The following is an 18,936-nucleotide window of genomic DNA, read 5'->3' on the forward strand; positions in this document are numbered from 1 at the left end:
CCGCGACGGCACCCTCTACCAGTCGCGCATCACCGAACCGGTCCTCGCCGCTTGACAGAAGACATAGGGGCACCCCCGCGTCGTAGCGTTCGACGCCCTCGAGGAGGGCGGTGTTCGTCGCGTACTCGTCGACGTCGATGCGCGGCGGTGCCTGGTTCACGACAGCGTGGGTGGCCATTCCCTCATCGAACCAGCCGCGTCGCGGCCCGGCAATGGCGCGGCGGCGCTCAGGCGACGCCGTGCAGCTGGCGCAGCGTGAGCTCGGCGCCGTCGGCGTCGCGCGCGGCGATCTGGTCGCGCAGCCGCAGGTACGCGTCGGCGCGCGACAGCGGGCCCGCGACGAACGGCGTCCAACCGCGGAGGTTCCGCTGGATCGCGAGCGACGCCTCGCGGATGAAGCCGATGAACACCGAGTTTCCGCTGGCCCGCGTGATGGTGATGAACATGTTCGTGGAGTTCTCGAACAGCGCGAGGCCGTCCTGGCGCAGAGCGCTGTCGACCACGGCATCCGCCCGCTGGAGGATCTCGGCCAGTTGCGCGTCGTCGGCGTGCTGCAGGGCGAGCCGCAGCGCGTTGCCCATGAAGTACGCCGTGAACACGCCGGTCTCGTCGCGCACCCGCTCGTCGGGCGCCGACACCCGCGTGTACCGACCGACGGCGATCTCCACCAGTCCGAACCGCTCCAGGCGCTGCAGTGCCTCGCGCACCGGCGTGCGGGAGACCCCGAGCTGCGCGGCGAGGTCGACGTCGCGCAGGCGCTGTCCCGGGCTGAGCGTGCCGTCGAGGATGGCGGCGCCGATGCGGGCGTAGACCTCGTCGCCGAGGATGGTGCCGCTGCGGAGGTCGATCGGGGCGAGGGGCGCGGACATGGCGCGCTCAGTGTATGTCGCGCTCCTATGGAACCGGGATCCGTCGATGATGAGACGGCGTTCCGCGCCGACGATTCTGGGCGTTTTCTCGGATGCCGCCCCCTGCCGGCGGTTCTGATATATCGGTACAGTGTGCTCAGTCACGCTTCGCGTGGCCTATCCGGGGGGATCCGTCGACGCCCGGGCGACGCGCATCGCGCGAGCCCGGGCGTCGAATGGTTCACCGGAGCGTCGTGCAACGTTTGTGTCACCATCTGACATCGGGTAGCGCGCGAGGGGGCATCCCCCATTAGCGTGGGACCCGTCGGCGCAGTTGCGTCGTCATCGCACGTACGTAAGGCAGTTCATGGCAACGCAGGGCACCGTCAAGTGGTTCAACTCGGAGAAGGGCTTCGGGTTCATCGCTCCCGATGAGGGCGGCGCAGACGTCTTCGCTCACTACTCCGCGATCGATTCGAGCGGCTACCGCTCCCTCGAGGAGAACCAGCGCGTCGAGTTCGAGATCGCACAGGGCCCCAAGGGCCTCCAGGCGGAGAACATCCGCCCCCTGTGAGTTTCTGACGGCCCGCCCGGTTCACCGGCGCGGGCCGTTTCTCTCACACCCCAGCCGCGCTTGCGCGGCTCTTCGTCGTGGCGCGGCGGCCGGGTCAGACCCGGTCGGCCGCGTCGTCGTCGATCAGCAGGAGTGCGCGCAGCTCGTCGATCGTCTCGACGGATGCCGCCGCGCCGTCCGCCTCGTGCGGCCAGCTGAACCCCCAGCGCACGAAGATCACCGGCACGCCCTGTGCGGCGCCGCCCTCCACATCGTGGTGACGGTCGCCGATGAGCACAGGTCGGCTGATGTCACAGCCCGCCGCCGCCAGTCGCCGCAGCGCCTCGGCCACGATGTCGGCCTTCGACGCGAGCGTCTTCTCATCCGGCGTCGCCCCCGCCATCGCCTGAAGATGCGGCGCGAGGTCGAAGTGGTCCATCAGCGCGACGACCTGCACCTCGGGCTTCGAGCTGGCCGTCGCCTGGGCGATGCCCGCGGCATCCAGGTCTGCGATGAGCTCGCCGACGCCGGGGTACAGTCGCGCGCCCGTCGTGTAACCGTCGGCCTTGCCGATCGTCCGGTAGTACGCCACCGCCTCGGCGGACTCCTCCGGCGTCATGCCGACGTTCTTCTGGAACGACTCGAACATCGGCGGGCCGATCCAGTGGACGAGCTCGGCGCGCGTCGGCGCGGGCTTGCCGAAGTGATCCAGGGCCACCGTCAAGCGCCGCAGGATCCCCTCGGAGGCGTCCACGATGGTGCCGTCCACGTCCCACAGCACGCAGGTCCAGGGTGATCTCGAGGCCATCGCTCCAGCCTATTGCCCGGTCGTGGGCGCGGCCGCCGCGCCGTCGTGGGCCGCGGCGCCGGGGCGTCGTCCGCCGCGGCGGCGAGGGTCAGAACAGGCGCGGGGCGCCGGACTCGTCGCCCTTCATGCCCTCGTAGTCCAGCGTCACGCACCGGATGCCGCGGTCGGCGGCGAGCACTTTCGCCTGCGGCTTGATCTCCTGCGCGGCGAACACCCCAGTCACCGGCGCGAGGTGCGGATCGCGCCCCAGCAGCTCGAGATAGCGGGTCAGCTGCTCGACACCGTCGATGTCGCCGCGGCGCTTGACCTCGACGGCGATCGTGCCGCCGGCGGGATTGCGCAGCAGCAGGTCGACCGGACCGATCGCCGTCGGGAACTCGCGTCGCACGAGCGTGAGCCCGTCGCCGATGACGTCGACCTGCTCCGCGAGCAGGCGCTGCAGGTCGGCCTCGACGCCGTCCTTCTGCAGCCCCGGATCGATGCCGAGCTCGTGTGCCGAGTCGTGCAGCACCTCGTAGATGCGCACGAGCAGCGCATCGCCGGTCTTCGCGTGGGTGACCCGCCAGTGCTCGAGCACGCCAGCCGAGCGCGACTCGGCATCCGGCTCTTCGACCGTCAACGTGCACGGCGGGCTCATCCAGTTCAGCGGCTTGTACGACCCGCCGTCGGAGTGGACGAGCAGCGACCCGTCGCCCTTGTGCACGAGCAGGCGCGTCGCGAGCGGCAGATGCGCGTTGAGTCGGCCGGTGTAATCCACGGAGCAGCGGGCGATGACAAGACGCACCCGACGAGTGTACGCGGCGCGCCCGACCCTCGGTCCCGCGCCCGGTCCACGCCCCGGTCCACGCCCGGCCGCGCTCGGTCCGCGCCGTGTCTCCGCCGACTGCGCCCGTTCCCGCCGAGCGGGCCGGGTATCGGCGTGCGACAAGGGGCGCACTCGGCGAGAAAGGGCGCGCTCGGTGACCTGGGGCGCTCGGTGACCTGGGGCGCTCGGTGACGCAGGGTGCTGCGGATCAGTGGTGGCCGGCGCCGACGCGGGAGCCGGCGATGGGCTTGGCGGCACCGGAGGCGATGCCGCTCATCGCGATCAGCGCGACGATGATCCAGAGGGTGTTCAGGATGCCGATCTGATGGCTGATCCAGCCGAGCACGGGCGGGCCGCACAGGAACGCGACGTAGCCGATGGTCGCCGCCGCCGAGACGGATGCCGCGGCCTTGCTCGGATCGTCCGCGGCCGCCGACATGCCGAGCGGGAAGCCGAGCGAGGCGCCCGCGCCCCACAGCGCGATGCCGACGAACGCGACCGGCAGGTTCGGCGCGAGGATGAAGACGATGAGGCCGGCGCCGGCGGCGATCGAGAGGATGCGCAGCGTCCACACGCGCCCGATGCGGTCGACGATGGGGCCGCCGATCATCCGGAACACCGTCATCGAGACCGAGAAGACGGTCAGCGCGATCGCGCCGGTGGCCTCGGTCTCGCGGTGACCGTCGACCACCGCGATCGTCAGCCAGTCGTTGGCGCTGCCCTCGGCGAAGGCCATGCCGAGGATGATCGCGCCGATCGCGTAGGTGCGCGGGTCGCGCCACACCTCCAGCGCCGCGGCGAGCCGCTCGCGGCGGGAGGGCGTCTCGGCGACGTCGTCGTCGGCCGCCGCCTGCGCGGGGATGAAGCGCAGCGAGACGATGCTGACGACCAGCCCGATGGCGGCGGTCACGCCGAGGTGCCACGAGACGCCGACCTGCAGCGCCGCCATCGCGACGCCGATGCCGGCACCGGCGACCGTCCCGAGGCTGAAGAACGCATGGAACAGCGGCATGAGCGTGCGCGCGAAGGCCTGCTCGACGGCGGCGGCCTCGACGTTGATCATGACGTCGGTCGAGCCGAAGCACAGCCCCATGAGCGCGAGGCCTGCCGCCGCGATGGGATAGGAGCCCAGCGCGTCCACACCCAGCGCGGCGATGAGCAGCCCGGCCGCGACGCCGACGAGCGTGACCGACAGGCCGCGCCGGGCTCCCCAGCGCGCGACGATCACGTTGGCGAGCATGACGCCGGCGAGAGAACCCGACCCCATCGCGAACAGCAGGATGCCGACCTCGAAATCGTCGATCCCGAGGTTCTGCTTCACCGCCGGCAGGCGCGAGGCCCACGACGCGAACACGAGTCCACACAGCAGGAACAGCGTGAAGATCGCCGTGCGCCAGTGGACGAGTCGGGTTCGAGTCAGCGTGCTATTCACCGGGTGAGTCTACCGAATCGATTCGACGACCGGATACCCGCGGGTTACCATCGGGTCATGACGAATCGTCGCGCCACGATCGCCGATGTCGCCCGCGTCGCGGGCGTCTCGCCGTCGACGGCGTCGGTCGTCTTCAGCGGCAAGACGCCGGTCTCCGACCCGACCCGCCAGCGGGTGCTCGACGCCGCGGCATCCCTCGGGTACACCGGACCCGACCCCCGCGCGGCGTCACTCCGGCGCGGACGCAGCGGCATCGTCGCCGTCGTGGTGGGATCGTCGCTGAACTTCATGTTCCTCGATCCGGTGCAGCGCCTGCTGATGGACGGGCTCGCCGAGGCCGTGGCGCCGCTCGGTGCGGGGCTGCTGCTGCTGCGCCGCGACGCGGGCATCGACAGCGAGAACGCCCCCACGCTGACCACCGCGTCCATCGACGCGGCCGTCCTCATCGGCTGCGACCGGTCGCTGCGCGAGACGCTCCCCGACGTGCAGGCCCGCGGCATCCCGATCGTCGTCGTCGAAGGGGATGCCGGGGACGACGTCCCCCGCATCGCCCTGGACAACCCCGAGGCTCAGCGCCGAGCCGCCGAGCACCTGAGGGACCTCGGGCACACCCGCGTCGCGATCGTCACCCTGTGGCAGGACGCCGCCGGAACCCGCGGGTGGATCGCGCCGGATGCCGACATCACGATCGACGTGACACGCGACCGCCTCCGCGGCGCGCGCGACGTCTTCCCCGACGCCCCCGCGTTCGCGAGCGCGCACAGCTCCATCGACGACGGCTTCGCCGCCGGACGCGTGCTCTTCGCCGATCCGCAGTCACGACCCACCGCCGTCATCGCACAGAGCGACCTGCTGGCCACCGGCGTCATCCGGGCGGCGGAGGAGGCCGGGCTGCGCGTGCCCCAGGACGTCAGCGTGACCGGGTTCGACGGCATTCCGGTCGACGGCCTGGCGCCGTACGAGCTCACGACGCTGTTCCAGCCGGCGACCGACAAGGGCCGCGCGGCGGGCGCCGCCGTCGCCGCGATGCTGGAGGGGCGGGTCCCGGCATCCGTCCTGCTCACCTCGACATTCCGGCCCGGGAATACGACCGCCCCGCCGATGGCACCCTGAGCGCCCGGTAGACTGGGAACCCGACCCCCGCGACCTGTCAGGAGGCCCGTTTGCTCGTGCTCCTGGCTGCGTTCGCGGTTCTGCCGCTGGCGTTGCCGTGGTTGTACGCCCGCATCGGACCCCGCGCATTCCTCGTCGCCGCGCTGCTGCCGGTCGCCGCCTTCGGTCACGCGCTGACGCAGACCGGAGCGGTGATCGCGGGCGACGCCCCCGAGGAGTCGTTCGCCTGGATCCCGCAGCTCGGCATCGACCTGTCGATGCGCATGGACACGCTCGGCTGGGTCATGACGCTCATCGTCACCGGCGTCGGCGCGCTCGTCCTGGTCTACTGCCGGTGGTACTTCGACGGCGGGGTCAAGCCGGGCGTAGGGCTCTTCAGCGCGGTGCTCCTCGGCTTCGCCGGGGCGATGTACGGCCTCGTCCTCACCGACGACGTCATCGTGCTGGTGATGTTCTGGGAGATCACCAGCATCCTGTCGTACCTCCTCATCGGCTTCTACCACGCGCGCGGAGCGAGCCGTCGTGCCGCCCTGCAGGCGCTGCTGGTGACGACCCTCGGCGGGCTCGTCATGTTCGTCGGCGCCGTCATGCTCTCGGTGCTCTACGGCACCAACAGCCTCGACGCGATCATCTCCGGCGCCGCGAGCCTGCAGCCGGGCGGCGAGGGGCTGCTCAACGTCGCGATCGTGCTGCTGCTGGTGGGCGCGCTCAGCAAGTCGGCGATCTTCCCCTTCCACTTCTGGCTGCCCGGTGCCATGGCCGCGCCCACTCCGGTGAGCGCGTACCTGCACGCCGCGGCGATGGTCAAGGCCGGCATCTACCTCATCGCGCGGCTCGCGCCGGCCTTCGCCGACAGCGATCCGTGGCGGCCGATCGTCATCAGCCTCGGCCTTTTCACGATGCTGCTGGGCGGCCTGCAGGCCATGCGCGAATCGGACCTCAAGCGCATCCTCGCCTTCGGCACCGTGAGCCAGCTCGGCATGCTGACCGTCGTGCTCGGCTACGGTGAGCGCAACTCCGCCCTCGCCGGACTCGCGCTGCTCATCGGGCACGCCCTGTTCAAGTCGGCGCTGTTCCTCGTCGTCGGCGTGATCGACCGGCAGCTGTCCACCCGCGACATCGGCGAGCTGTCGGGGGTGGGGCGCCAGGCGCCGACCCTGGCGGCGTTCTCGATCGTGGCCGTCGCCTCGATGGTCGGGCTCGCCCCCACCGTCGGCTTCGTCGCGAAAGAGGCCGCGCTGACCTCGCTGCTGGATGCCGGGTCGTCGCCGGAGGCGCTCATCCCGCTCATCGGCATCGTGCTCGGCTCGGTGCTCACGACCGCCTACGGCATGCGCTTCATCTGGGGCGCGTTCTGGACAAAGCGCGACGACGCCGGCCAGACGCGGCCCGTGACGCCGTGGCCGGACCCGCCGATCGGCTTCCTCGCGGCCCCCATCGTCCTGTCGGGCCTCACGGTGGTCGCCGGCTTCGCCGCGCCGCTGCTCGACGTCGCGTTCTCCGGCTACGCCGACACGCTGCCGAACCCGTTCGGCGACGAGTCCCATCCATACCACCTGGCGCTCTGGCACGGCCTCGAGCCGGCCCTGTTCCTCTCGCTCGGCAGCATCCTCGTCGGTGTCGTCCTGTTCTGGCTCACCTACCGTGCCCGCCGCGTGCCGCGCCGCATCCTGCCGTTCACGGCCGCCGACGTCTACAACGCGACCCTGCGCGGCATCGCCCGCGTCGCGGTGTGGACGACGACCTTCACGCAGCGCGGCTCGCTGCCGGTGTACGTCGGCACGATCTTCGTCGTGTTCGTGGCCGCCCAGGGCACGGCGCTCCTCGCCGGCGACGAGTGGCGGATCGCGCTGGACGCGTGGCAGACGCCGATGCAGTTGATGGTCGCGCCCATCATGATCGTCGCGGGCATCGTCGCCGTGCGCGCCCGCAAGCGCTACACCGGCGTCGTGCTCGTCTCGGTCACCGGCCTCGGCATGGTGGTGCTGTTCGCCACGAGCGGTGCGCCCGACCTCGCGCTCACGCAGATCCTCGTCGAGACGGTCACCCTCGTCGCGTTCGCCCTCGTGCTGCGGCGCATTCCCGCGCGCCTGGGCGAGCACAACGCGCCGGTGTGGCCGGCGGCACGCGCCGTGCTGGCCGTCGCCGTCGGCGCGACCATGGCGATGGTCGCGATGGTCGCGACCGGCGCGCGCGTCGCCGAGCCCATCTCCGACCGGTTCCCCGAGCTCGCCTACGAGATCGGCCACGGCAAAAACGTCGTCAACGTGGCGCTCGTCGACCTGCGCGGCTGGGACACCATGGGCGAGCTGTCGGTGCTCGTCCTCGCAGCCACCGGCGTCGCCTCGCTCGTGTTCGTGACGCATCGCTCCGACCTCATCTCGCGCGCGATCTCCCCGCTCCCCACCGGCGCGACCCGCACGCGGCGGCCCCTCGTGGAGACCGACCAGGGCCCGCGGCCGCGCACCGCCGACTCGCGCAGCACCCGGCAGGCCTGGCTCGTCGGCGGGCAGCGCGTGCGCCCCGAGAACCGCTCGATCATGCTCGAGGTGATCGTCCGCATCCTCTTCCACACGATCATCGTGGTGTCGATCTACCTGCTCTTCGCGGGCCACAACCTGCCCGGCGGCGGTTTCGCGGGCGGACTCGTCGCCGGCATGGCGCTCGTCATGCGCTACGTCGCCGGGGGCCGCTACGAGCTCGGTGCGGCCGCGCCGACGGATGCCGGGCGCCTCCTCGGCGCCGGCATGACCCTCGCTGTCGGGACCGCCGTCGTGCCGCTGCTGTTCGGCGCCGCGCCCCTGACGAGCTGGTTCTGGGAGGCCGAGCTGCCGGTCCTCGGCCACGTCGAGTTCGTCACCTCCACGCTCTTCGACATCGGCGTGTACCTCGTTGTCATCGGGCTCGTGCTCGACGTACTGCGCTCGCTCGGCGGCGAGGTCGACCGCCAGGCGCAGGCCCTCCGCGACCGGGGGGTGAGCGTCTCGTGACCGTCTCGGGCGTGCTGATCATCATCATGGGCGTGCTATTCGCCGCCGGCGTCTACGCGATGCTCGAGCGCAGCCTCACCCGCGTGCTCATCGGCTTCCTGCTGCTGGGCAACGCCACCAACCTCTTCCTGCTCGTCGTCATGGGCCGCCCCGGTGAGGCGCCCTTCTCGGGCTCTGCGGATCCCGACGCCATGAGCGACCCGCTGCCGCAGGCGCTCACCCTCACCGCGATCGTCATCACGTTCGCCGTCTCGGCCTTCCTCCTCGCCCTTATCTACCGCTCATGGCAGCTCGGCCAGGCCGACACCGTCCACGACGACGAAGAGGACATCGCCGTGCGCGACCGCGGAACCGAGGAAGAGGACCAGATGGACGACGAGACGTCCATCGAAGACGAGGACGACGACGCCACGACCGACTTCATCGGCACCGGCACCGCCCCGATCACGATCCTGCACCACCGCGATGTCGACGGCATCCGCGACGATGCGCCCACCGACCGGCCCCGACCGTCGTCCGGTGACGAGGGTGAAGGGGGGATGCCGCGATGAGCGCCCTGATCCCGCTGCTCGTGACCCTGCCCCTGCTCGGCGCGGCCGTCGCGCTGTTCTTCGGGCGCGCCCGCCGCGTGCAGGTCGGCGTCTCGCTCGTGACGCTCACCCTCGTGCTCGTGATCGCCGCGGTGCTGCTGTACACGGTGGATTCGACCGGGCAGGCGCTCGCCGTCTCGGTCGGCGGCTGGCCGATCCCGTTCGGGATCGTGCTGTACGTCGACCGGCTCGCGGCGCTCCTCGTCGTCGTCTCGAGCGTCGTGCTGCTCGCGGTCCTCTTGTTCTCGGTCGGCCAGGGTGCCGCCGACGGTGACGACGACACCCCGGTGACGATCTTCCACCCGTCGTATCTGATCCTCGCGGCGGGCATCTTCAACGCCTTCATCGCGGGCGACCTGTTCAACCTCTACGTCGGGTTCGAGATCCTCCTGGTGGCCTCGTACGTGCTGATCACGCTGGGGTCGACGGAATCCCGCATCCGCGCCGGCGTCGTCTACATCGTCGTCTCGCTCGTCTCGTCGATCCTGTTCCTCGCCGCGATCGCCGCGATCTACGGTGCCCTGGGAACGGTGAACATCGCGCAGCTGTCCGAGCGCATGGGCGAGCTCCCGCAGTCCACCCAGCTGGTGCTGCACCTCATGCTGCTCTTGGCCTTCTCGATCAAGGCGGCCGTCTTCCCGCTGTCGTTCTGGCTGCCCGACTCGTACCCGACCGCGCCGGCTCCGGTCACGGCGGTGTTCGCGGGCCTGCTGACCAAGGTCGGCGTGTACGCGATGATCCGCACTGAGACGCAGATCTTCCGCGACAACGACGTCAACACGCTGCTGCTGGTCGTCGCCCTGGCCACCATGATCGTCGGCGTGCTCGGTGCCCTCGCCCAGGCCGAGCTCAAGCGCATCCTGTCGTTCACGCTCGTCAGCCACGTCGGCTATCTCGTGTTCGGCCTTGCGATCGCGACGCCCCTCGCCCTCGGCGCGACCATCTACTACATGGTCCACCACATCATCGTGCAGACGACGCTGTTCCTCGCGGTGGGCCTCATCGAGCGCCGGGCCGGCTCCACGTCGATCCTCAAGGTGAAGGGCCTCATGCGTGCGGCGCCCGTCATCGCGGTGCTCTACTTCCTGCCCGCCGTGAACCTCGGCGGCCTGCCGCCGTTCTCCGGCTTCATCGGCAAGTTCGCGCTGTTCGACGCGGCGGCCGAGGTGGGCACGCCGCTGATGTACATCCTCATCATCGGCGGGATCATCACGTCGCTGCTCACCCTGTACACGCTCATGCGCGCCTGGAACCTGGCGTTCTGGCGCGAGGACGACGACCAGGCCGACGATCCGGCCGTCGTCGAGCGCATCGAGTACCTGGGCGACGCACCCGCCGCCGACGAGCAGAGCAGCCGCCGGGTCATCCCGCGCATCATGACCGCGGCGACCGCGGGCATGGTGGCGGTCGCCGTCGCGCTGACCGTCTTCGCGGGCCCGCTGTACCAGCTGTGCACCAGCATCGGCGATGCGCTGCTGACGCCCGTGACCCTCGTGCAGCTGGAACAGGAGGCGGGACAGTGAGCCCGACGGCGAAGGCTGCGGCGGTGGCGGTGTGGCGCCAACTGCCGTTCTTCCTGTGGCTGATCGCGCTCTGGATGCTGCTGTGGGGACAGTTCACGGTGCTCGCCGCCGTCACCGGACTCGTCGTGGCGCTGTTCGTGACGCGTGTGTTCCGTCTGCCGCCCGTGGAACTGTCGGGTCGGGTGAACCTCTGGTACGGCGCCGCGTTCGTCGTGATGTTCTTCTTCGCGGTGCTGCGCGGATCGCTGCTGGTCGCGTGGCAGACGATCAACCTCGCGCGCTACCCCGGCACCGCGATCATCGCCGTGCCGCTGCGCACCGACGACGACCTCATCATGGCGCACGTCGGGGTCACGGCATCCCTCATTCCGGGTTCGCTCATCGTCGACGTCGATCGTGACCGCCGCATCCTGTACCTGCACGTCATCGGCGTCTCGAGCGATCGCGACGTCGAGGCGCAGCGCGCGTCGGTGCAGCGCTGGGAGGAGCGCATCGTGCGGGCCGTCGGCTCGCGGGCGCAGCTCGACGCGATCCGCCGCACGCCGGCGCCGAGAGGAGGTGCGGGCCGATGACCGTGCTCGTCGTCGTCATCTATGTCGTGTTCGCGATCGCGGCGCTGCTCACGCTCTGGCGGATCATCGTGGGACCGTCGATCCTCGACCGTGCCGTCGCCTCGGACGTGCTGCTCACCCTCGTCATGTGCGCGCTCGGCGCCGACATGGTGATCCACCACCACACCCGGACCCTGTCGGTGCTGCTCATCATCGCCGCGGTGGGCGTGTTCGGCTCGATCGCGATCGCCCGCTTCGTCGCACGGAGGGACTCCACCCGATGAACGAGATCCTCGACACCGTCGCGCTCGTGCTGGTGCTGATCGGCGCCCTGCTGTGTCTGACCGCGGCGATCGGCCTGCTGCGCTTCCACGACGTGCCGACGCGCCTGCACGCGGCCACGAAGCCCCAGGTGCTCGGCCTCATCCTCATCTGCATCGCGATCGCGCTCGCGCTGCGGGCGTGGCCGGTCATCGCCTTCCTCGTGCCGATCGTCATGATCCAGCTCGCCACCGCGCCGCTGTCGGCGCACATGGTCGCTCGCCAGGCCTACCGCAACGGCACGATCGACGAGCGCTCGCTGTACGTGGACGAGCTCGCCGACGCCGGACGCACGCCACCCGCCGCCGGCGGCTGACGGGTCAGGGCGCGAGCGCGCCTGTCGGTCACCCCTGGGCCGAACCCTTACCCCTGGGCCGAACCCTCACCTCCCTGCGCGCCCGGGCGTGAGGGTTCGTCCCGGGGATAAGGGCTCGGCAGATGGGGCGGGCGGGCGCGGGGGGCGAAGGTGCGCGCCGGCGGCTGAACCGTCAGGGCGCGAGCGAGGGCGTGTGGCGGATGCCGAACTCGTGCTGCAGGGCGCTGCGCGCGGCGAACCATCCGGACTGGCCGTGCACGCCCGGGCCGGGCACCGTCGACGCCCCGCACAGGTAGACGCCGCGCATCGGGGTGCGCCACGGGTCGGTGCTCAGCACCGGCCGCGCGAGCAGCTGTCCGATGGTCGCGGCACCCGCCCCGATGTCGCCGCCGACGTAGTTGGGGTTGTGGGCGGCGAGGTCAGCGGCGGTCGCGCTGTGCGAGGCGATGACGACGTCGCGGAAGCCCGGCGCCACCCGCTCGATCGCCCGCGTGATCGCCTCGGTCTGGTCGACGGTGGAGCCGGTGGGCACGTGCGTGTAGGTCCACAGGGCGTGAGAGCCATCGGGCGCCCGCGACGGATCGAACACCGACGGCTGCGAGACGAGCACGTAGGCGGATGCCGCGTGTCGCCCCGCCAGCACGGCGTTCTCGCCGGCGGCGATCTCCTCCCGGGTGCCGCCGATGTGGACCGTGCCGGCGCGGGCGATCCGCTCGTCTGCCCACGGGACGGGCGCGGACAGCGCGAAGTGGACGGTCGCGGCGCCGCTGCCGTAGCGGAACCGCTCCAGCGCCCGGCGATAGCGCGCCGGCATCCGCCCCCCGGCGAGACGGACGAGGGCGCGGGGCGTGACGTCGAGCACGACGGCGCGGGCGGTCAGCTCGTCGAGGGAGGCGACCTCGTGGTCGGTGACGATCTCGCCGCCGTGGGCGCGCAGGTCATCGGCGAGGGCGTCGGAGATGGCCTGCGAGCCGCCCAGCGGGATGGGCCACCCGGCCGCGTGGGCGTGCGCCTGCAGGGCGAGGCCGGCGGCGGCGGCGACGGGACTGGGCTGCGGCACGATCGCGTGCGCGGCGACGCCGGTGATCATCGCGGGCGCCGTCGCGCCGGTGAACCCGGCCCCCCACAGCGGCGACCCCTGCCACAGGGCGCGGAGGCCGAAGCGGGCGGCGACGATCGGATGCGGGGGCACCCGCAGCAGCGTCGACCCGGTGAAGCGGGCGACCTCTCGAGCGTGCGCCGACAGCGGGCCGAGCAGGCGCCGGTAGGCGGCGCCGTCGCGGCCGAGCTCCTCGGCGGTGCGCGCGAGGTCGCGGTAGGCGATGCCGGAAGCGCCGCCGGGCAGCGGGTGCGCGAAGGAGACCTCCGGCGTCACGAACTCGACCCGGCGCGCAAGCCCGAATGCGCGGAAGAACGGCGACGCCAGCGCGAGCGGATGCACCGCCGAGCACGTGTCGAACCGGAAGCCGAGGGCGGCCTCCTCCCGCGTGCTGGCGCCGCCGCCGAGCTGCGACAGCCGCTCGTACACGCGCACCGACAGACCCGCACGGGCAAGCGTCACCGCGGCCGCGAGCCCGTTCGGCCCCGACCCGACGATCTCGACGTCGGTCATGCCCCTCCTGCGGCGGCCGCCGCGGCGTCGGTCGCCGCGGCCGCGTCGGTGGCGGCATCCGGCGCGGCAGTGCCTTCGTCCGGCTGGGGGACGGCCGGCCGCGCCGTCTTCTCGCCCGCTTCGCGCTCGCGTCGTCGCCCCTCGCTGAGGAAGGCGAGCCGGCGGATGGTCTCCTCGTTGCGCAGGTGCAGCAGCGGCGCCCAGACGAATCGGGGCAGCAGACCCGCCGGGCCGCCGACGGGCTCCTCGCCGATGCGCACGACGCAGCCCTCACCGCGCGGCTTCACCTCGATCACGACGACCGCCCGGCCGAGCGGACCGGCCTTCGCGCGCAGACGGATGCGGCGCGGCGGAGACCACTCCACCATCTCGGTCTCGTCGTCGATGAGGATCGGCCACGCCCCGAGCGAATGGTGGATGCGCGCACCTTCCGCGGGCCACTCCGGGTCGACGTCGCGCATGCGCGACGCGCCCACGACCCACACCGGATACACCCACCCGTCGCCGAGCACGGCGAACACATCGTCGGGAGTGCAGTCGAACAGTCGGACGCTCGCGGTGGCCATGGGTCTCCTTCGCCGTCCCTCCCGATGCTAGGCGAGCGTGCCGATGAGGACAGGGGGGTTGCGCTCGCCGGCCCGGCGCGACTCGTGCCGCCGAGGACGACAGCGCGACTCAGGATGCCGGGGTCAGCACGAGCGTGTTCGTCGCGGCATCCGCGACCTTCTCCCGCGTGAACAGCCACGGCGTCTGGCGCTGCTGCTGCCAATCGGCGAACTGGTCGTCGTAGTTAGGGTGGAAGGCGTGGCCGCTCGTGCCGGTCAGATGGTTCCAGCGCGAGGCGTCGAGGTCGGAGAGGTCGACCGTCATCCGCATCGAGGGCACCGTCTGGGTCGCGAAGGACCCGTCGCCGAGGTACCAGCCCGTCGCGTCGACGACGGCGGATCCGCCGCCGACCGGGAACGGGCCGCGGTTGAACAGCCACTCGATCGGCGCGATGCCGCTCGATCCGAACGTGTCGCTGGTCAGCGTGATGGCGTGCAGGTCGCCCCAGTTCCACGCGTCGGGGTTGTCGCCCTGCAGCGCGACGAGCCGCGCGTAGGCGTCGGTCGCGGCGCGCTGGAGCATCTCGGACTGCCCTGACACGTCGAGGCGGTCGTTGGTCCACCAGGGCGACCCCGGTTCGTCGAGCAGCGTGTCGACGACGAGGAACAGCCGCGCCTGATCCGACAGCGGCGCCGGGTCGTCCCGGCGGGCGAACAGGTCCTGCGCGAGTTCGTCCCAGAGCACGTTGGCGAACGCGGCGCCCGGAGAGTCGGGCGTGTTCTGCGCGTCCCAGCTGTCGAGCAGGTCCAGGGCGCGCTGGGCGTCGGCATCCTCGAGGGTGATGTCGGCGTAGGCGGCGACGAGGCGCTTGCCGATCCAGAACTCCTGGTCGGCCTGGACCGCGCTCATGTCGTCGGCGGTGAGCTTTCCGCCCGCGATCGCCCGCTCGAGGAGGTCGGTGATGCGCGCCGCGCGCCAGCCGTAGTCGAAGTCGGAGCCGAGGAAGTACGGGTAGTCCTGCGCCACCAGCGGGTTGTTCGCGGTGACGATGTACCCGGATGCCGGGTTGTAGGACACCGGCAGGTCGTCGAACGGGATGAACCCGGTCCAGTCGTACGCCGAATCCCACCCGGGCTGCGGCATGGTCCCGTCGCCGGCGCCGCGGAGGGGGAGGCGTCCCGGCGCCTGGTAGCCGATGTTGCCGTCGCGGTCGGCGTAGACGAGGTTCTGCGCCGGCACGTCGAACAGCGTCGCGGCGTGGCGGAACTGCGCGAAGTCCTGTGCCGTGTTCAGCGCGAAGATCGCGCTCGCCGTCGTGCCGGGATCGAGCGCCGTCCAGCGCAGCGCGACGGCGTACTCGCCGGCCGGCCCCGCCGGGGCGGGCGTCGCGGCACCCGTCGACCCGGTGTACGGACCGGACGCGACGGCGGTGAACCCGTCGGTGAGCCCCGACACGATCGGCCCGTGCACGGTGGAGCGCACCTCGAGGGTGACGTCCTCGCCCCCGGCGACCCGGAGCGTCTCGGTGCGGGTCTCGAGCGGCATGAGCGCGCCGTCGCGCCAGTACGCGTCGCCGTCGATCTTCTCGAGGTAGAGGTCGGTGACGTCGGCGGTGAGGTTCGTGAACCCCCACGCGATCTGCGCGTTGTGCCCGATCACCACGCCCGGCACGCCCGAGAACCCGAATCCGGCGACGTCGAACGGGCAGTCCTCGCTCACCGTCCGGCAGCGCAGCCCGACCTGATGCCACACGCTCGGCAGCGCCGCCCCCAGGTGCGGGTCGTTGCTCAGCAGCGGCAGACCGCTCTCGGTGAGCGCGCCCGAGACGACCCACGAGTTCGAGCCGATCCCCTCGCCGACCCCGCCCAGAAGGGCTGAGGCCGCTTCGACGACCGAGCCCACCTCTTTCCAGGCGACGGATGCCGCGGGCACCGCGGCCGGGTCATCGCCCGGCGCCGGCGCGGGAGCGTCGGTGGTGATCTCGGGCACGATCACGGGGTTGGTGTCGTACGGGTAGCCGGGGTAGAGCTCGGCGATCTGCTCGGGCGAGAGGGTCTGGGCGAGGATCGCGCGCTCGGTCTCCTCCTCGACGTTGCCGCGGAGATCCCACGCCATCGCCTTCAGCCAGGCGACCGAATCGGCGGGCGTCCACGGCTCGATCTCGTACGACGAGTTCTGCATGCCGAGGATGGCATATTCCAGCGAGACGTCGGCGCCGTCGTGGTCGGCGAGGTAGGCGTTGACGCCGTCGGCGTACGCCTCGTAGTACCCCCGGGTGGTGTCGTCGAGCGCCGCCACCTCCTCCTCGGCGACGTGGCGCCAGCCGAGCGTGCGCAGGAACGTATCGGTCGGCAGTTGCGAGGCGCCGAACAGCTCCGACAGGCGGCCGCTCGTCACGTGGCGGCGGAAGTCCATCTCCCAGAAGCGATCCTGCGCGTGCACGTAGCCCTGTGCGTAGAAGAGGTCGTGGCTGTCACCGGCGACGATGGTCGGGATGCCGAGCGCGTCGCGGTGGACGGTGACCTCGGCGTCGAGCCCCGCGACCGCGACGGTGCCGTCCAGCTGGGGGAACGAGCGCTGGATCGTCCACACCACGACGCCCGCGGCGATCAGGGCGATGACGGTGAGTCCCGCCACGACCGAGAACGCGATGATCCCGATGCGCCGTCCCAGCGAGCGACGCGCGGGACGGGGTGGGGCGTCGGATGCCGGTGCACCGGCATCCGGCTCGGCATGCGTGGCGTGGGAACCGGTGAGTGCGGGGAGATCGGACATCGTCGTCAGAGTGCCTTCCGGGGGCGGCGGCTTCGGTGCGGCACGCACGGCTCGGGTGCCGCGGACGGATCCACGCCCCCAGTCGGCGGATCCGTCATCGCATGCTAACCCGGCGGACCGACGGCGCGCGTGCACCGATGGGCAGTTCTCCCCATGGGACCACGGCCCGCACCGGCGCTATCGTGTCGGGAGAGCGCATCGGGCGCGGCGGGGAAGGGGGTCGGATGTCGGCGATCAAACCGGTGTTCCGGGAGCTGCGCGAAGCGGTGGTGCACGGCATGGGGCACGCGCAGCGCAGGCTCCACCAGGTCGCGGACAACCTCGACGATCACCTCGACGACGTCGTGAAGGCCGTGCGCGACCAGGACACCTACGACGACGCGGTCTCGCGCGGCTGGTTGAAGAACCTCAAGCTCCGCCGCGGTGAGAAGACCGACGCGGGCTGGCACTTCCTGCCCGAGAAGGATCGTGTGGCGTCGGGCGATGTGCCGAACTACCCGGGCGAGTACACGCTCGACCTGCACGGCTCGCCGACGCAGGTGCAGGGCCCGACCGGATCGATGCTGGATGCCGCGGACTTCGCCGACATGATCAAGAAGCGCACCGACTGGGACGGCGAGACCCCCATCCGCCTGTTCTCGTGCGACACCGGCGCGCGGCCCGACGGCTTCGCACAGCAGCTGTCGACCATCCTGAAGGTCGACGTGACCGCACCGACGAAGCCGGTATGGTCGCAGAAGGGCGGCGCGCCGTTCGTCACCGACATCGACCCGGTGACCGGTGCTCCGGTCATTCCGCCGAACGGCACCTGGGTCACCTTCTCGCCGAAGGAGTGAGCAATCGCATGGTCAAGCAGGCATCCGTCTTCCAGCCCGGGTGGGTCGCCACCGCAGAGGGTGAGCGTCCGCCGCTGAACGAGGAGCGGTTGAGCCCCGAGGAAGCCGCCAAGGTCGGCGCGTACCTCGAGGGCGGGGCCGTTGTCATGCACACCACGGCGCGTGGCGTGGACGTCCTGGCCGACGACGCCCGGGTGGTGCCGCTGACGATCCGCACCGACGGCGAGTACGTCTGGACGGGGCCGGTCACCTATTACGTGCAGACCTACGGCGTCGCCCCCGACCCGGAGTTCCTCGCCCACGTCCGGGCGCAGGGCTACGAGGCGCGCACCCCGACGGACGACGAGATCGCCGCCGCCGCGAAGGTCTTCGCTCCGCCGGCATAGCCGACGCTCTCCGCCGGCGTAGCCGACGCTTCCCGCCGGCGTAGCCGACGCTTCCCGCCGGCGTAGCCGACGCTTCCCGCCCGCGTAGCCGTCGCGCTCAGCCGATGAGGCTCGGCTGCAGATCGCGCAGGGTGCGCCGGTGCGTCATGCGCGTGACGCCGAGCGTGGCACGCCCGGAACGGTAGGTGAGGGCGGTCGCCGGCAGGGCTTCGTCGCGGCGGCCCTTGGCGACGCCGGTGAGGTCCACGCGCATCACTCGGCCTCGCTCTCCGTGGTGGACGGGCTCGCCGTGGTCTCCGCGGCGTCGAGGAGAGCGGGGTACCCCGCGAGCAGCGCCTCGCTCTCGCGCCACGACAGGCCCGCGACGCTCAGCACGGTGCGTACCGCGAGCGAGGCCGCGGCGGGCGAGGAGGCGTCGAAGCGGGTGATCGCGAGGCGCGCGGCCTCTTCGATGAGGCGTCCGAGCGTGGGGGCGGCGATGTCGGTGCGCAGCGACGCGTCCTCCTGCCCGGCGCGCACGATCGCCGCGACCGTGCGGCGCAGCGGCGCGAGGGCGGCGCCGGTCTGCTCGACGTGCGCCTCGTCCAGGGCGAGGGCCGCGGCGACCTGGACGTGCGCGGCCTCGGCCCACAGTGCCGCGGTGAGGCGCGCGAGGGCGAGCGGCGGCGAGGGCTCGTCGAGGGCGGAGGCGATCGCATTGAAGCGCTGCGCGCCCGAGGAGATGAGTTCGGCCAGCAGGGCCTGACGGTCGTCGAAGTGGCCGTACAGGGCTCGACGCGACAGGCCCGCGGCGCGGGCGATCTGGTCGATCGACGCGCTGGGGTCGGTCGCGAGGGTGGTCGCGGCGGCGCGGAGGATGCCGGCGCGGTTGGCGGCGGCATCCTTCCGGGGACGGCGGGTGGGAACGGTGGACGTCACTCGTTCAGTGTAT

General features: G+C 71.6%; 19 protein-coding genes. 10 read left to right on the plus strand and 9 right to left on the minus strand.

Annotated elements, in window-relative coordinates; genetic code table 11:
• Nucleotides 1-227: 227 nt before the first annotated feature.
• A complete protein-coding gene (locus tag ACPYN4_RS14340) occupies nt 228-869 on the minus strand; it encodes a GntR family transcriptional regulator (protein WP_287270302.1) in 642 nt (213 codons plus the stop codon).
• Nucleotides 870-1,215: 346 nt separating this feature from the next.
• Here ACPYN4_RS14340 and ACPYN4_RS14345 point away from each other — a divergent pair, with 346 nt between their 5' ends.
• Nucleotides 1,216-1,422: a cold-shock protein gene (locus ACPYN4_RS14345; RefSeq protein WP_076691931.1), complete on the plus strand. Its 207-nt coding sequence runs from the start codon at nt 1,216-1,218 to the stop codon at nt 1,420-1,422.
• 94 nt (nt 1,423-1,516) lie between these two features.
• Here ACPYN4_RS14345 and ACPYN4_RS14350 read toward each other — a convergent pair whose 3' ends face one another.
• The 3 genes from ACPYN4_RS14350 to ACPYN4_RS14360 all read right to left on the minus strand — a co-directional run bounded on the left by ACPYN4_RS14350 (nt 1,517) and on the right by ACPYN4_RS14360 (nt 4,446).
• The gene (locus ACPYN4_RS14350; RefSeq protein WP_287270299.1) at nt 1,517-2,209 is read right to left on the minus strand and encodes an HAD hydrolase-like protein; all 693 of its coding nucleotides are present in this window, start codon (nt 2,207-2,209) and stop codon (nt 1,517-1,519) included.
• Between the two features lie 88 nt (nt 2,210-2,297).
• Entirely contained in the window at nt 2,298-2,993 is a 696-nt protein-coding gene (nucS, locus tag ACPYN4_RS14355) for an endonuclease NucS (protein WP_076691929.1), read from the minus strand.
• Between the two features lie 229 nt (nt 2,994-3,222).
• On the minus strand, nt 3,223-4,446 hold the full coding sequence (locus tag ACPYN4_RS14360) for an MFS transporter (RefSeq protein WP_424446741.1): 1,224 nt from the start codon (nt 4,444-4,446) through the stop codon (nt 3,223-3,225).
• 57 nt (nt 4,447-4,503) lie between these two features.
• Between ACPYN4_RS14360 and ACPYN4_RS14365 the strand changes: the two genes are divergently transcribed.
• From ACPYN4_RS14365 to mnhG, 7 genes are read left to right on the plus strand one after another with little or no spacing between them, the layout of a single operon-like run.
• Nucleotides 4,504-5,559: a LacI family DNA-binding transcriptional regulator gene (locus ACPYN4_RS14365; RefSeq protein WP_424446742.1), complete on the plus strand. Its 1,056-nt coding sequence runs from the start codon at nt 4,504-4,506 to the stop codon at nt 5,557-5,559.
• 50 nt (nt 5,560-5,609) lie between these two features.
• Nucleotides 5,610-8,549, plus strand: a complete 2,940-nt coding sequence (locus ACPYN4_RS14370) for a Na+/H+ antiporter subunit A (protein ID WP_424446743.1) — start codon at nt 5,610-5,612, stop codon at nt 8,547-8,549.
• Nucleotides 8,546-9,100 carry a Na(+)/H(+) antiporter subunit C gene (locus tag ACPYN4_RS14375; RefSeq protein WP_424446744.1) on the plus strand — a complete coding sequence of 185 codons (555 nt, stop codon included), beginning with the start codon at nt 8,546-8,548 and terminating at the stop codon, nt 9,098-9,100. The genes ACPYN4_RS14370 and ACPYN4_RS14375 overlap by 4 nt, the downstream gene beginning before the upstream one ends.
• Complete coding sequence (locus ACPYN4_RS14380) at nt 9,097-10,662, plus strand: Na+/H+ antiporter subunit D (protein ID WP_424446745.1); 1,566 nt, start codon at nt 9,097-9,099, stop codon at nt 10,660-10,662. The genes ACPYN4_RS14375 and ACPYN4_RS14380 overlap by 4 nt, the downstream gene beginning before the upstream one ends.
• Nucleotides 10,659-11,234 (plus strand): Na+/H+ antiporter subunit E, encoded by a 576-nt coding sequence (locus tag ACPYN4_RS14385; RefSeq protein WP_239279700.1) that lies wholly within the window; start codon nt 10,659-10,661, stop codon nt 11,232-11,234. The genes ACPYN4_RS14380 and ACPYN4_RS14385 overlap by 4 nt, the downstream gene beginning before the upstream one ends.
• Nucleotides 11,231-11,497 (plus strand): monovalent cation/H+ antiporter complex subunit F, encoded by a 267-nt coding sequence (locus ACPYN4_RS14390; protein ID WP_076691922.1) that lies wholly within the window; start codon nt 11,231-11,233, stop codon nt 11,495-11,497. Before ACPYN4_RS14385 ends, ACPYN4_RS14390 begins: the two co-directional genes overlap by 4 nt.
• Nucleotides 11,494-11,850, plus strand: coding sequence for a monovalent cation/H(+) antiporter subunit G (gene mnhG, locus ACPYN4_RS14395; protein WP_424446746.1), 357 nt, complete (start codon nt 11,494-11,496; stop codon nt 11,848-11,850). The genes ACPYN4_RS14390 and mnhG overlap by 4 nt, the downstream gene beginning before the upstream one ends.
• Before the next feature lie 172 nt (nt 11,851-12,022).
• Here the strand turns inward: mnhG and ACPYN4_RS14400 are convergent, their stop codons facing one another.
• The 3 genes from ACPYN4_RS14400 to ACPYN4_RS14410 form a co-directional block, all read right to left on the minus strand.
• Nucleotides 12,023-13,462, minus strand: a complete 1,440-nt coding sequence (locus ACPYN4_RS14400; protein ID WP_424446747.1) for a phytoene desaturase family protein — start codon at nt 13,460-13,462, stop codon at nt 12,023-12,025.
• The gene (locus tag ACPYN4_RS14405) at nt 13,459-14,028 is read right to left on the minus strand and encodes an SRPBCC family protein (RefSeq protein WP_424446748.1); all 570 of its coding nucleotides are present in this window, start codon (nt 14,026-14,028) and stop codon (nt 13,459-13,461) included. Before ACPYN4_RS14405 ends, ACPYN4_RS14400 begins: the two co-directional genes overlap by 4 nt.
• A 109-nt stretch (nt 14,029-14,137) precedes the next feature.
• Nucleotides 14,138-16,783, minus strand: a complete 2,646-nt coding sequence (locus tag ACPYN4_RS14410; protein ID WP_424446749.1) for a penicillin acylase family protein — start codon at nt 16,781-16,783, stop codon at nt 14,138-14,140.
• 224 nt (nt 16,784-17,007) lie between these two features.
• Here ACPYN4_RS14410 and ACPYN4_RS14415 point away from each other — a divergent pair, with 224 nt between their 5' ends.
• Together ACPYN4_RS14415 and ACPYN4_RS14420 are read left to right on the plus strand one after the other, a co-directional pair.
• A complete protein-coding gene (locus tag ACPYN4_RS14415) occupies nt 17,008-17,619 on the plus strand; it encodes a hypothetical protein (RefSeq protein ID WP_076691918.1) in 612 nt (203 codons plus the stop codon).
• Nucleotides 17,616-18,005 carry a hypothetical protein gene (locus ACPYN4_RS14420; protein ID WP_281652830.1) on the plus strand — a complete coding sequence of 130 codons (390 nt, stop codon included), beginning with the start codon at nt 17,616-17,618 and terminating at the stop codon, nt 18,003-18,005. The genes ACPYN4_RS14415 and ACPYN4_RS14420 overlap by 4 nt, the downstream gene beginning before the upstream one ends.
• Before the next feature lie 97 nt (nt 18,006-18,102).
• Here the strand turns inward: ACPYN4_RS14420 and ACPYN4_RS14425 are convergent, their stop codons facing one another.
• Both ACPYN4_RS14425 and ACPYN4_RS14430 read right to left on the minus strand, forming a co-directional pair.
• Nucleotides 18,103-18,258, minus strand: coding sequence for a hypothetical protein (locus ACPYN4_RS14425; protein ID WP_239279705.1), 156 nt, complete (start codon nt 18,256-18,258; stop codon nt 18,103-18,105).
• Nucleotides 18,258-18,923: a TetR/AcrR family transcriptional regulator gene (locus ACPYN4_RS14430; protein WP_239279706.1), complete on the minus strand. Its 666-nt coding sequence runs from the start codon at nt 18,921-18,923 to the stop codon at nt 18,258-18,260. The genes ACPYN4_RS14425 and ACPYN4_RS14430 overlap by 1 nt, the downstream gene beginning before the upstream one ends.
• Nucleotides 18,924-18,936: the final 13 nt, after the last annotated feature.

The sequence above is a fragment of the Microbacterium sp. CH-015 genome (assembly GCF_049707015.1).
Lineage (GTDB): Bacteria > Actinomycetota > Actinomycetes > Actinomycetales > Microbacteriaceae > Microbacterium > Microbacterium aurum.

Excerpts from the sequence above, each read along its gene's own strand:
- ACPYN4_RS14365 (WP_424446742.1), top strand. The coding sequence starts at position 4,504 with ATGACGAATCGTCGCGCCACGATCGCCGATGTCGCCCGCGTCGCGGGC.
- ACPYN4_RS14350 (WP_287270299.1), bottom strand. The coding sequence starts at position 2,209 with ATGGCCTCGAGATCACCCTGGACCTGCGTGCTGTGGGACGTGGACGGC.
- ACPYN4_RS14345 (WP_076691931.1), top strand. The coding sequence starts at position 1,216 with ATGGCAACGCAGGGCACCGTCAAGTGGTTCAACTCGGAGAAGGGCTTC.
- ACPYN4_RS14340 (WP_287270302.1), bottom strand. The coding sequence starts at position 869 with ATGTCCGCGCCCCTCGCCCCGATCGACCTCCGCAGCGGCACCATCCTC.
- ACPYN4_RS14380 (WP_424446745.1), top strand. The coding sequence starts at position 9,097 with ATGAGCGCCCTGATCCCGCTGCTCGTGACCCTGCCCCTGCTCGGCGCG.
- ACPYN4_RS14400 (WP_424446747.1), bottom strand. The coding sequence starts at position 13,462 with ATGACCGACGTCGAGATCGTCGGGTCGGGGCCGAACGGGCTCGCGGCC.
- ACPYN4_RS14390 (WP_076691922.1), top strand. The coding sequence starts at position 11,231 with ATGACCGTGCTCGTCGTCGTCATCTATGTCGTGTTCGCGATCGCGGCG.
- ACPYN4_RS14405 (WP_424446748.1), bottom strand. The coding sequence starts at position 14,028 with ATGGCCACCGCGAGCGTCCGACTGTTCGACTGCACTCCCGACGATGTG.
- ACPYN4_RS14415 (WP_076691918.1), top strand. The coding sequence starts at position 17,008 with ATGTCGGCGATCAAACCGGTGTTCCGGGAGCTGCGCGAAGCGGTGGTG.
- ACPYN4_RS14425 (WP_239279705.1), bottom strand. The coding sequence starts at position 18,258 with ATGCGCGTGGACCTCACCGGCGTCGCCAAGGGCCGCCGCGACGAAGCC.
- mnhG (WP_424446746.1), top strand. The coding sequence starts at position 11,494 with ATGAACGAGATCCTCGACACCGTCGCGCTCGTGCTGGTGCTGATCGGC.
- ACPYN4_RS14410 (WP_424446749.1), bottom strand. The coding sequence starts at position 16,783 with ATGTCCGATCTCCCCGCACTCACCGGTTCCCACGCCACGCATGCCGAG.